The organism is Serratia sp. SSNIH1 (assembly GCF_002935055.1).
Taxonomy (GTDB): Bacteria; Pseudomonadota; Gammaproteobacteria; order Enterobacterales; family Enterobacteriaceae; genus Serratia; species Serratia nevei.
The window spans coordinates 5,015,272-5,027,609 of the sequence record NZ_CP026383.1; the positions used below are offsets into that span (position 1 = coordinate 5,015,272).

At 61.8% G+C, this 12,338-nt stretch carries 11 protein-coding genes; 3 read left to right on the plus strand and 8 right to left on the minus strand.

Features of this window, described 5'->3' with window-relative positions; all coding sequences use genetic code 11:
• Positions 1-29: 29 nt before the first annotated feature.
• Positions 30-851 carry a xanthosine phosphorylase gene (gene xapA, locus C3F38_RS24155; RefSeq protein WP_047729825.1) on the minus strand — a complete coding sequence of 274 codons (822 nt, stop codon included), beginning with the start codon at positions 849-851 and terminating at the stop codon, positions 30-32.
• 137 nt (positions 852-988) lie between these two features.
• Here xapA and C3F38_RS24160 point away from each other — a divergent pair, with 137 nt between their 5' ends.
• Positions 989-1,900 (plus strand): LysR family transcriptional regulator, encoded by a 912-nt coding sequence (locus C3F38_RS24160; protein ID WP_055316191.1) that lies wholly within the window; start codon positions 989-991, stop codon positions 1,898-1,900.
• 17 nt (positions 1,901-1,917) lie between these two features.
• Here the strand turns inward: C3F38_RS24160 and ftsP are convergent, their stop codons facing one another.
• From ftsP to parC, 3 genes are all read right to left on the minus strand, one after another.
• The gene (ftsP, locus tag C3F38_RS24165; RefSeq protein ID WP_038879454.1) at positions 1,918-3,333 is read right to left on the minus strand and encodes a cell division protein FtsP; all 1,416 of its coding nucleotides are present in this window, start codon (positions 3,331-3,333) and stop codon (positions 1,918-1,920) included.
• A 132-nt stretch (positions 3,334-3,465) separates the two neighbouring features.
• Positions 3,466-4,200 carry a 1-acylglycerol-3-phosphate O-acyltransferase gene (locus C3F38_RS24170; protein ID WP_004937266.1) on the minus strand — a complete coding sequence of 245 codons (735 nt, stop codon included), beginning with the start codon at positions 4,198-4,200 and terminating at the stop codon, positions 3,466-3,468.
• Between the two features lie 246 nt (positions 4,201-4,446).
• Complete coding sequence (parC, locus tag C3F38_RS24175) at positions 4,447-6,720, minus strand: DNA topoisomerase IV subunit A (RefSeq protein WP_055316193.1); 2,274 nt, start codon at positions 6,718-6,720, stop codon at positions 4,447-4,449.
• A gap of 315 nt (positions 6,721-7,035) precedes the next feature.
• On the opposite strand from parC, the gene C3F38_RS24180 reads away from it, so the two are divergent.
• Both C3F38_RS24180 and C3F38_RS24185 read left to right on the plus strand, forming a co-directional pair.
• Positions 7,036-7,617 (plus strand): NAD(P)H-dependent oxidoreductase, encoded by a 582-nt coding sequence (locus C3F38_RS24180; protein WP_038879461.1) that lies wholly within the window; start codon positions 7,036-7,038, stop codon positions 7,615-7,617.
• Positions 7,618-7,650: 33 nt separating this feature from the next.
• On the plus strand, positions 7,651-7,959 hold the full coding sequence (locus tag C3F38_RS24185; RefSeq protein WP_038879464.1) for a putative quinol monooxygenase: 309 nt from the start codon (positions 7,651-7,653) through the stop codon (positions 7,957-7,959).
• 5 nt (positions 7,960-7,964) lie between these two features.
• Here C3F38_RS24185 and C3F38_RS24190 read toward each other — a convergent pair whose 3' ends face one another.
• From C3F38_RS24190 to cpdA, 4 genes are all read right to left on the minus strand, one after another.
• Complete coding sequence (locus tag C3F38_RS24190; RefSeq protein ID WP_038879466.1) at positions 7,965-8,879, minus strand: LysR substrate-binding domain-containing protein; 915 nt, start codon at positions 8,877-8,879, stop codon at positions 7,965-7,967.
• 83 nt (positions 8,880-8,962) lie between these two features.
• Positions 8,963-10,858: a DNA topoisomerase IV subunit B gene (parE, locus tag C3F38_RS24195; protein ID WP_025304305.1), complete on the minus strand. Its 1,896-nt coding sequence runs from the start codon at positions 10,856-10,858 to the stop codon at positions 8,963-8,965.
• 46 nt (positions 10,859-10,904) lie between these two features.
• Positions 10,905-11,489: an esterase YqiA gene (gene yqiA / locus C3F38_RS24200; RefSeq protein ID WP_055316194.1), complete on the minus strand. Its 585-nt coding sequence runs from the start codon at positions 11,487-11,489 to the stop codon at positions 10,905-10,907.
• Entirely contained in the window at positions 11,489-12,316 is an 828-nt protein-coding gene (gene cpdA / locus C3F38_RS24205) for a 3',5'-cyclic-AMP phosphodiesterase (protein WP_004937250.1), read from the minus strand. Before cpdA ends, yqiA begins: the two co-directional genes overlap by 1 nt.
• Positions 12,317-12,338: the final 22 nt, after the last annotated feature.

The following is a 12,338-nucleotide window of genomic DNA, read 5'->3' on the forward strand; positions in this document are numbered from 1 at the left end:
TGCCGCCCGCCGCCGGTTTGCTTGCGCTATTACAGCGTTTTGAACAGCTCGCGGATCAGGCGCATGAAATCGTCCGCCGCCAGCGCCGCGCAGCTGAGCGTTTGTTCATGGGAGAGCGGCGTATCCGACAGCCCTTCGGCGTAGTTGGTCATCGCGGACACCACCAGCACCTTGAGGCCGCAGTGGCGCGCCGTCAGGACTTCCGGCACGATCGACATCCCCACCACGTCGCAGCCCAGGGTCTGCATCATGCGGATCTCCGCCGGCGTTTCGAAATTCGGCCCGGTGTAGGCGGCGAATACCCCTTCCGCCAGCGGGATGCCCGCGCTTTCGGCCACCGCCGCCAGCTGGGCGCGCAGATCGCGATCGTAGGCGTTCGCCAGGCTGAAGAAGCGCGGCCCGAAGCGCTCGTCGTTGGCGCCGACCAGCGGCGATTCCGGCATGAAGTTGATGTGATCGGTAATGGCCACCAGGCTGCCCGGCGCCACCGAGCGGCGCAGTGAACCGGCGGCGTTGGTCGCCAGCAGGAACTCACAGCCCAGCAGTTTGAAGGTGCGCACCGCGGTAGTCATCACCTGCATGCCGCGCCCTTCATAGAAATGACCGCGCCCTTTCATGCACAATACCGGTACGCCCTCCAGCTTGCCGGCGACCAGCTGCCCGGCATGGCCGGCGACGCCGCTCACCGGAAAGCCCGGCAGCTCCGCGTAGTCGATGGTGACGGTTTCGGTCATCACCTCCGCCAGGGCGCCGAGCCCGGAGCCGAGAATCAAGGCCGCTTTCGGCTGGAAACCCGGCAGGCGTGCGCGGACGACATCGGCGCAGGTAAAAGCATCTTCTTGATTAAACATCGTATTCTCTCTTTCAGCGGGGGATAATAATCCCCATAGTAGAGAGCGAGGCTCAGCCGAGACCAATACATTCTTGGCGGCCGATTTATTCCATTTACCTATAAGTTGAGCTGCGTCACAAGGAGACGATATCCCGGATGAATCAGCCCTATGCCCTGCCCGATCCCGGCCGGATTAACTTCCGCCTGCTGCACTATTTCCGCGTGGTGGCGGAAGAGATGAACTTCACCCAGGCGGCTCGGCGGCTGAATATGTCACAGCCGCCGCTCAGCAAGCACATCAAGGAGCTGGAGAGCCAGCTCGGCGTGGTGCTGTTCAAACGCACCACCCGCTCCATGACGCTGACGCCGGCCGGCCGCACGCTGCTGCGCAACGTCGAGCGGCTGCTGGATCAGGCCGACAGCGCACTGCATCAGGTGCAACAGATGGGGCGCGGCGAAGGCGGCCACATGGTGGTCGGCATGGTCGGCACCTCGGCCTGGGGCGGCCTGATCGCGGCGCTGCGGCGGTTCAGCGAGCAAAGCGCCGGCGTCACCTGGTCGTTGAACGAGCTGACGCCCAGCCAGCAAATCGCCGCGCTGCAAAAGCGGCATATCGATATCGGGGTCTGGCGAGAGGCGCAGCAGCAGACGCTGCCGGGGTTAACCTGCCAACGGTTGGCGAGCGAAAGCATCGCCGTGGTGCTGCCGCTCGATCATCCGCTGGCGCAGCAGGAAAACATCCCGCTGGCGGCGCTGCAGAACGATAGCTTCATCGTGCTGCCGCCGCATGAGGCCAGCCTGGGGCTGTATCTGCACAATCTGTGTCTGCAGCAGGGATTCTTGCCGGACGTCGCTTATCAGGTCAACGAGCCGCAAACCCTGCTGGCGCTGGTGGCGGAAGGCTGCGGCATTACGCTGCTGCCGGACAGCTACGGCCGCATTCCGTGGCCCGGCGTCCGCTTTTGCTCGCTGCAACAGGCGCCGCCGGCGGATCTGTATGCGGTTTACCGCGCCGACAGCGTCACGCCGGTGGTACAGGCCTTTCTGGAGAGGCTGCGGGCGCCGTAAGCGGCCCGCAGCGCAGATTACATCGTCGGCTGCACCATCAACTGGCCGGCGGTGCCGCGATCGGCCATTTCCAGCGTCTGGCTGTAATACAGGAACGGGAAGTGTTCGGAGGTAGGTTGGTTGAAATACACCAGCAGCTCGACGTCGCCATCGACCCAGACGGTGTCCTTCCAGCCGCGATCTTCCGCCATCGGCTGCGCGCCGTTGACGCGTTTGATCAGGAACTGCACGCCCTGAATATGGAACGACTGCGGCGTATCCGCATGAATGTTCCAGCGTTCCCAGGTGCCTTGCTGCGCCTGCACGTCGATGCGGTTCATGTCCCAAATCGCGCCGTTGATGCCAACGCCGCCTTCGCCCAGGCGGAAATCGCGGGTGCGGCTGGCGCTGCCGTCCAACAGCTGATCCGCCAGCAGGCGCATCGGCAGGTTGTCGGTCACCAGCGGCAGCAGGCCGGTTGGGCGCAGCGTCAGCACCTGGGTGGACACCAGAATGCTCGACGGCTCGAACAGGCCGCGCAGGCGATCCATGATGCCCGCCGCTTCACCGGCGGTGATGGTCACCTCGTCGCCCTTCGACATGTCGATCAGCACTTCCCGGCGTTCGCCCGGCGCCAACGACAGCTGCTGCACCGCGACCGGCGCGGGCAGGAAGCCCTGATCGCTGGCGATCACGTTGAATGGGCGCCCGTCGCTGAGCTGCAGGGTATAGCGGCGCGCGTTGGAGGCGTTAAGCAGGCGCAAACGCACCCAGCCGCGCGACACTTCGACATACGGGTTTTGCACGCCGTTGACCAACAGCGTATCGCCGACGAAGCCGCCCTGCGACGGCGCATCGTATTGCGGCGTGCCGAAGTTATCAAAGCGCTTGTCCTGAATGATCAGCGGGAAATCGTCGACGCCGTAGTGGTTGGGCAGCGGCAGCGCTTTGCTGACGGCATCTTCCACCAGCCACAGCCCGGCCAGCCCGTTGTAAACGTGCGGCGCCATGCGGTTCGGCGTGTTGGCGTGGTACCAACAGGTGGCTGCCGCCTGACGAATAGGCAGCACCGGCGACCAGTCGACGTTAGGCGACATCATGCGCGGCGCGCCGCCCATCAGCGTGCCCGGCACCTGCAGCCCGCTGACGGTCATCGCCACTGGCTCCTGCAGGCGGTTGCTGTAGATCAGCTTGACGTCGTCGCCGCTGTAAACCCGCACCGTCGGCCCCAAATACATGCCGTTGACGCCCCACACCGCCGCTTTGCGGTTATCCATAAACGCCCAGTGGGCGCGCTGCAGGGTCAGGAACAGCGGCTGACCGCGGCGAGACTCCAGCAGCGGCGGAATGGGTAATGGGGTCTGCGTTCCGCTCGCCTCTGCCCTCAGCGGCACGGCGCTCGCGCACAGCGCCAGGCCCGATGCCTGTAAAAACTGACGTCGACTGAGTGACATATTTTCTCCATGAAAAGCAATAACTAAACCGTGTGCAAAACCCAAACGCCCGCCAATCAAGATTAGCAGGCGCTCAGGCGTTAACGGCGCTGAACGCCAATTAAAAACGTATTCTTTGAAGCCGGTAGACTCTTATTTTTTGGCGGCGTTGCGCTGGGCGACTTCGGCGTCCAATTCGGCGATCTTCGCCTCCATCAGCTCGCGGCAATGGGCCGCCAGCTCGCGCACGTTTTCTTTGCCGTATTTGCTGGTATCCACCGGTGCCAACATCTCGACGATCACATGACCGTTATTCCAGCGATTAAGATTTATATTACCGCTGGTGGTCGATACGCAGATCGGCACAATCGGCACGCCGGCGGCGATGGCCGCGTGAAACGCGCCGGTTTTAAACGGCATCAGCCCGCGACCGCGGCTGCGGGTCCCTTCCGGGAACATCCAAATCGAAATGTCTTTCTTTTTGAACTGCTCCGCCACCTGGGCGATGGTGCCGTGCGCCTTGGCGCGATTATCACGATCTATCAGCAGATTACCGGTCAGCCAATACAGCGGGCCGAAAAACGGGATCCACACCAGACTTTTTTTACCGACGGTCACGGTGCGCGGCTGCACGATATTCGAGGCCGTCACCATGTCGTAGTTATTTTGGTGGTTGGCGATATAGATGCAGTTGCCGTTGTTGGCCGCATCGGCCGGCACGCGGGTTTCAACCTTGATGCCGAACAGCGTCGACAGGCGGCCGAAAAGGTGGCCGAAGGTCGCCACATGGCGGGGATTGCGCGGGCTGAACAAGCAATAAACAGAACCGAAAATACACACCAGAATACAGAAAAGAGTGGCGAGAACGGCACGCAAAATCAATAACATAACAACCTCATTAGCACACTGCCAACGCAGTTTACTTCGCTGCGCAGATTCCTTTACTCATTATTTGCCGGCCAGGCGATAAGCACGCCGATGTCGCCTGCCTTTCTCGCTATTTTCCCGCCAGCCAGCAATACGCACAATAATTTTATGCGCAGAAATGTTAACTATTTGGAAAATAAACGCCAGCAAAAATAAATAAGGCGGCCACAGCATGCTGCGACCGCCCGTTAACGCTGGCGCCAACGCTTACTCTTCGCTGTCGCTACCCGATACCCGCACCGGCGCATCCACTTCGACGCGATCGATACGCTGCAGGCCGCGCGGCAGCTGGGTGCCCTTGCGACCGCGCTCCGCACGGAACTTCTGCAGATCTTCCGGCCGCAGCGTCAGCTTGCGTTTGCCGACGTGCAGCGTGACGGACGCCTGCGGCGGCAACACGAACAGCCAGGCCAGCTTGTCTTCACCGGCCGCCGCCTGGGCTGCCGGAATGGAGACGATCTTGTTGCCTTTGCCCTTCGACAGCTGCGGCAGATCGGCAACCGGGAACATCAGCATGCGCCCGGCGGTGGTGATCGACAGCAGCATGTCGTCTGCGCCGTGGATCTCCATCGGCGGCAGCGCCCTGGCGTTGTCCGGCAGCGTGATCATCACCTTGCCGGCGCGGTTGCGCGCCACCAGATCGTTGAAGGTGCAAACGAAGCCGTAACCGGCATCGGATGCCATCAGTAGCTTCTGATCGTCGGCCGCCATCAGTACCTGCTCAATGGTGGCGCCCGGCGGCGGCGTCAGCTTGCCGGTCAGCGGCTCGCCCTGCCCACGCGCCGAAGGCAGCGTCATCGGATCGAGCGCATAGCTGCGTCCGGTGGAGTCGATGAACACCACCGGCTGGTTGCTCTTGCCGCGCGCCGCGCCGCGGAAGCTGTCGCCGGCCTTGTAGCTCAAGCCGGCCGGATCGATGTCGTGGCCCTTGGCGCTGCGCACCCAGCCCATTTCAGACAGCACGATGGTCACCGGCTCGGACGGGACGAAGTCGTGCTCGCTCATCGCCTTGGCTTCCGCACGCTCGGTCAGCGGCGAACGGCGATCGTCGCCGTAGGTCTGCGCGTCGGCCTGGATCTCTTTCTTAATCAGCGTGTTCAGCTTGCGCTCGGACGCCAGCAGCGCCTGCAGCTGATCGCGTTCTTTCGCCAGCTCATCCTGCTCGCCGCGGATCTTGACCTCTTCCAGCTTGGCCAGGTGACGCAGTTTCAGCTCGAGGATCGCTTCCGCCTGAGTGTCGGAGATGCCGAAACGCTGCATCAGCACCGGCTTCGGCTCATCCTCGCTGCGGATGATGTGGATCACCTCGTCGATATTGAGGAACGCCACCAGCAAACCTTCGAGGATATGCAGGCGTTTCAGCACCTTCTCGAGGCGGTAGTTCAGGCGGCGGCGCACCGTGTCGCGACGGTAGGCCAGCCATTCGGTGAGGATTTCCACCAGCCCTTTGACCTGCGGGCGGTTATCCAGACCGATCATGTTCATGTTGATGCGGTAGCTGCGTTCCAGATCGGTGGTGGCGAACAGGTGGTTCATCACCTGTTCCAGATCGATGCGGTTGGAGCGCGGTACGATCACCAGACGCGTCGGGTTTTCGTGGTCGGACTCATCGCGCAGATCTTCGACCATCGGCAGCTTCTTGGCGCGCATCTGGCTGGCGATCTGCTCCAGCACCTTGGCACCGGACACCTGGTGCGGCAAGGCGGTGATCACCGCGCTGCCGTCTTCTTTCTTCCACACGGCGCGCATGCGCACCGAGCCGCGGCCGCTCTGGTAAATTTTGCGGATTTCATCGCGCGGGGTGATGATCTCGGCTTCGGTCGGGAAGTCCGGCCCCTGCACGAATTCGAGCAGGTCATCGAGCGAAGCGCCCGGCTTGTCGAGCAGCGCCACCGCCGCCGCGGCGACTTCGCGCACGTTGTGCGGCGGAATGTCGGTCGCCATGCCGACGGCGATGCCGGTAGTGCCGTTCAGCAGGATGTTCGGCAGGCGCGCCGGCAACATCTTCGGTTCTTGCAGCGTGCCGTCAAAGTTCGGGATCCAGTCGACGGTGCCCTGCCCCAGCTCGGCCAGCAGCACTTCGGCGTATTTGGACAGGCGCGATTCGGTATAACGCATCGCCGCAAACGACTTGGGATCGTCCGGCGCCCCCCAGTTCCCCTGGCCGTCCACCAGCGGATAGCGGTACGAGAACGGCTGCGCCATCAGCACCATGGCTTCATAACACGCGCTGTCGCCGTGCGGGTGGTATTTACCCAGCACGTCGCCCACGGTACGGGCGGATTTTTTAAATTTGGCGCTGTTGTTCAGCCCCAGCTCAGACATGGCGTAGATGATGCGGCGTTGTACCGGTTTCAAGCCGTCGCCAATGTACGGCAACGCCCGATCCATGATGACGTACATGGAATAGTTCAGATAGGCGTTTTCAGTGAATGTGTGCAGCGGTAAACGCTCTACACCGTCATGAGTCAGATCACTCATTACTCAATTATCCTCAGACCGTGGCTTGGCAATCCCTGGACGACAATAAGGCATCGCTTGTCGATTCTGCCCGCGATAGTAACCCATCTGCGGGGTGGCTGTCACAGTTGGCGCAAGGATCGCCGGCCGAAGGCGCTGTCGCCGGGGCGTTTAGGCAAAATTCCACCGCGATTGTTGATTAAGAATCAACACTGTTGTGCCTGCCGTCACGTTTTTACTTGCCTGGCCAACGATTACACTCTCGTTCAGCAAGCTGTTTTTGCGCCCCGCAGCGGAAAACGGCATCTATCTTAACTCTGACGGGAGCCGCAAAAGATGAGCAATATCCTGATTATCAACGCTAAAAAGCAATTCGGCCATTCCAACGGCGAACTCAACCAAACCCTGAGCGACGTGGCAGAAAGCTTCCTGCGCGATCTGCAGCACGATGTGCAGGTCACGGTGGTCGACGACGGCTATGACATTGAGGCCGAGGTGCAGAAATACCTGTGGGCCGATGCGGTCATCTATCAGATGCCGGGTTGGTGGATGGGCGAGCCGTGGATCCTGAAAAAATACATCGACGAAGTGTTCACCGCTGGCCACGGCAGCCTGTACGCCAGCGATGGCCGCACCCGCTCCGACGCCGGCAAGAAGTACGGTTCCGGCGGCCTGATTCAGGGAAAAAAATACCTGCTGAGCCTGACCTGGAACGCCCCGCTCGAGGCTTTCACCGATCCGAACCAGTTCTTCCACGGCGTCGGCGTCGACGGCGTTTACCTGCACTTCCACAAGGCCAACCAGTTCCTGGGGATGGAAGCCTTGCCGACCTTTATCTGCAATGACGTGATAAAACAACCGGATATCGAAACGGACATCGCACGTTATCGCGAGCATCTGGCGGAAATTTTTGCTTAACTGGCAGCGAAGGGCTTAACCAACGAGGTAATGATGATCACCGTAATCGCAGAAATCAAAGTCAAACCCGGCCACCGCGCCACCGTGTTACAAGCCATTGAAAAACTGGTGCCGCTGGTGCTGGCGGAAGAAGGCTGCGGCGAATACACGCCGATGGTAGACAGCCACACCCAGGCCCCCTGGCAGAAACTGTCGCCGGACTCGGTGTTTATGCTGGAAAAATGGCAAAGCCAGTCGCATCTGGAAAAACACCTGCAGATCGAGCATATGCTCAAGCACCGCGAGACCATCAAGGACTACGTGCTGGGTACCGAGATCTACGTGCTGGAAAACGCGCTGTAATCCCCTCAGAGGCCCTCTGCGGCCTCTGGCGGTTCTGCCTCAAGGCGGGCGCTGACGTAGTCGAGAAAACAGGTGAGGCGCGCCGCCAGCTGGGCGTCGTGGTAATACACCGCGTGGATCGGTTGACGCGCGTCCAGCGTCTCCCGCACCAGCAGCGGTACCAGCCTGCCCGCTTCCCGATCGCGTCGCGTCATAAAGTCCGCCAGCTGGACAATGCCCGCCCCGCGCAGCGCCAACTCACGCAGCGTCTCCCCGCTGGAGGCCGAGATCGTCGGTTCGATGGCGAAATGCCGCGCCTGCCGGTGACGCAGCGGCCACTGGTTCAGCAACTCCGGATAGGTGAATCCCAACAGGCAATGGCGGTGCAGATCTTCCACGCCGCGCGGTTCGCCATGCCGTTGCAGGTAATCCGGGCTGGCGAGAATGCGCAACCGGCTGTTGCCCAGCAGGCGCGCGTGTAGCGTAGAGTCGCGCAGCGCGCCGATGCGGATCGCGATATCGGCGCGTTTCTCCAGCAGGTCGATATTGCGATCGTCGGTGTCCAGCTCCAGCTCAATCTGCGGATAACGGCGGCGGAACTCCGCCACCATCGGCACCAGCACATGCGCCATGAAAGGGGCGGCGGCGTTGACCCGCAGCCGACCGGCGGGCAGCCGGCGCCGCAGCGCCATTAGTTCTTCGGCCTGATCCACCGAACGCAGGATTTCGCGCGCAGGCGCCAGGAAGCTCTGCCCTTCTTCGGTCAGGCTCAGGCGACGCGTGGTGCGGCGCAAGAGCGTAGCGTCGAGCTTCGCTTCCAGACGGCTGAGTGCGCGGCTAACGCCGGAGGTGGTTTGGCCGAGCCGATCGGCGGCGGCGGTGACCGAACCGCTGTCGACCACCGCCGTGAACGCCAGCAGCTCTTCGAGGGTGATCTTCACGCGGTTCGCCCCAGGTTGACGGGCGCCGCATGCAACGCCCTGCGGGAAAGCAGGCCCGGCGTTTCACCGGGCCAGGATCAGGCTCAGACCGCCAGTTCGGCCATGTCGCCCTTGTCTTGCAGCCAGTTGCGGCGATCTTCCGAACGCTTCTTGGCCAACAGCATGTCCATCACCGCCAGCGTCTGATCGACGTCATCCTCAGCCACCGTCAGTTGCACCAGACGGCGGGTATTCGGATCGAGGGTAGTTTCGCGCAGCTGCAGCGGGTTCATCTCGCCCAGCCCTTTAAAGCGCTGCACGTTCGGCTTGCCCTTCTTGCGCTTCAGCTGTTCCAGCACGCCGGCTTTCTCTTCTTCATCCAGCGCGTAGAACACCTCTTTGCCGAGATCGATACGGTACAGCGGCGGCATGGCGACATAGACGTGGCCGCCCTTCACCAGCGAACGGAAGTGGCGCACGAACAGCGCGCACAGCAACGTGGCGATGTGCAGGCCGTCGGAGTCCGCATCCGCCAGGATGCAGATTTTGCCGTAGCGCAGCTGGCTGAGATCTTCGCTGTCCGGATCGATGCCGATCGCCACGGAAATGTCGTGCACTTCCTGCGAGGCGAGCACTTCGTCCGAGGAGACTTCCCAGGTATTCAGGATCTTGCCCTTGAGCGGCATGATCGCCTGATATTCACGATCGCGCGCCTGCTTGGCCGATCCGCCCGCCGAGTCCCCTTCCACCAGGAACAGTTCGGTCATGGCCAGATCCTGCGAGGTGCAGTCCGCCAGCTTGCCCGGCAACGCCGGCCCGCTGGTCAGCTTCTTGCGCACCACTTTCTTGGCGGCGCGCAGACGGCGCTGGGCGCTGGAGATCGCCAGCTCGGCCAGCTGTTCCGCCGCCTGAACGTTCTGGTTCAGCCACAGACTGAAGGCGTCTTTCACCACGCCGGAAACGAAGGCCGCGCACTGGCGCGAGGAGAGACGCTCTTTGGTCTGCCCGGCGAACTGCGGATCCTGCATCTTCACCGACAGCACGTAGGCGCAGCGATCCCAGATATCCTCCGCCGACAGCTTCACGCCGCGCGGCAGAATATTGCGGAATTCGCAGAACTCGCGCATCGCGTCCAGCAGCCCCTGGCGCAGGCCATTGACGTGGGTGCCGCCCTGCATGGTCGGGATCAGGTTGACGTAGCTTTCGGTCAGCAGCTCACCGCCTTCCGGCAGCCACAGCAGCGCCCAGTCCACCGCTTCGGTGTCACCGGCGAAATTGCCGACGAACGGCGCTTCCGGCAGGGTAATCAGGCCGTTAACCGCTTCCATCAGGTAGTCGGTCAGGCCATCCTGGTAGCACCAGCGCTGCTCGGTGTTGTTCACTTTGTCGATGAAATAGATCTCGACGCCGGGGCAAAGCACCGCTTTGGCTTTCAGCAGGTGAGTCAGGCGCGATACCGAGAAGCGCGGGCTGTCGAAGAACTGTTCGTCCGGCCAGAAGTGCACGCTGGTGCCGGTATTGCGTTTGCCGCAGGTGCCGGTCACCGTCAGATCCTGCACCTTGTCGCCGTTTTCGAAGGCGATGCCGTAGACGTTGCCGTCGCGGCGCACGTTGACTTCCACCCGCTTCGACAGGGCGTTGACCACCGAGATCCCAACGCCGTGCAGGCCGCCGGAGAACTGGTAGTTTTTATTCGAGAATTTACCGCCGGCGTGCAGCCGGCACAGGATCAACTCAACCGCCGGCACGCCCTCTTCCGGGTGGATATCCACCGGCATGCCGCGGCCGTCGTCGATCACTTCCAGCGACTGATCGGCGTGCAGAATCACGTCGATACGCTTGGCGTGACCGGCCAACGCTTCGTCGACGCTGTTATCGATCACCTCTTGGCCGAGGTGGTTTGGGCGCGTCGTGTCGGTATACATGCCGGGACGACGGCGCACTGGTTCTAGACCGCTGAGTACTTCAATGGCATCAGCGTTATAGCTGGATTGAGTCATCGTTGATTATTTTTTCGTGGTTAAAGGGAGGTGCCGGAACGGTCCGTCAGACCGCGTTTAGCCCTAAAAAATCCACAATCTGGGGGAAGTAGTGCTCGAAACCGACGAAGGCGTGGTTTCCACCCGACTCCACCGTTTGCCGACACGCGGTGTAATACGCCACTGCCTGGCCGTAATCGAGAATTTCATCGCCCGTTTGCTGCAGCAGCCAGATTAAATCCGGCGACTCCAAGGGATCGATCTGCATCACTTTCAGATCGTAAACGTGACGTGACTCTAACACATATTGCTGGCCGGTGTAGGGGTTCTCGTTGGCGCCGAGATAGTCGACCAGCAGCTCAAACGGCTTGACCGCCGGGTTGACCACCACCGCCGGCAGCGAAAAACACTGCGACAGCCAGGTGGCGTAATAGCCGCCGAGCGAGGAGCCGACCAGCCCGAACGTTTGGCCGGCGCGCTCCAGCACCAGATTCTCCAGCATCTCGGCGGCCTCCGCCGGAAAAGCCGGCAGCTGAGGCACCAGCATCTGGATATCGGGATGGTGTTCGGCCAGCCAGGCCTTGAAGGCCACCGCCTTGGCCGACTGCGGCGAGCTGTTGAAACCGTGCAGGTAGAGCAGTGTCGAAGGCATCAGTATCCATCCGAGTCCATATCGGGGCGGAAATCGTCGTTTTCCAGGCGGAACACCTGCGTCTCGACGCGGCCGTCCGGCAACAGATCGAGGTAGCGCCAGCCGGGGGAGACGTCGTCGATGGTGAAGTTCGTGCAGTGCGGCTTGAATTGCACGCAGGTCGAGGGCGTCGCCAACAGGCGCCGGCCCTGCCATTCCAGATCCAGATCCTGGTGAATGTGCCCGCACACCACGGTATTCACTTTCGGATAACGCAGCAGGATCGCACCCAGCATATGCGGGTTGCGCAGGCTGTGCTGATCGAGCCAGGTACAGCCGGAAGGCAGCGGATGATGGTGCAGCAGCAACAGCGTATAGCGCTCGGGGTGAGCCTGCAGGCAGCGCTCCATCCACTCGAGCTGGTATTCGCTCAATTCGCCGTGCGGTACGCCGAACACCTGGCTATCCAACATCAGCACCTGCCAGTTATCGCCCAGCAGCACCTGTTTGGAAGGCGCAATGCCAGCGGCGGCCAACGCGTCGACCATCGCCGGTTGAAAATCGTGGTTACCCGGCAGCCACACGCAGGGGGCCGGCAGTTGCGCGATGCCGGCGGCGAAGTGGCGGTACGCCTCCTGCGAATGATCCTGCGCCAAATCTCCCGTGGCGACGATCAAATCGACGTCGCGGCGCTGCGCCTGGATGGCGTCCAGCACCGCGTGATAGCTGCGATAGGTATTGATGCCGAGCAACGTCTCGTGTTCGCCGGCAAAAAGGTGGGTATCTGTTATTTGTAGAATCCTGACCGCGGCCCCACTCGCCACGGGCAGTTTAAACAGGCTTTCCAAATGGTGTCCTTTGTTATTTCAG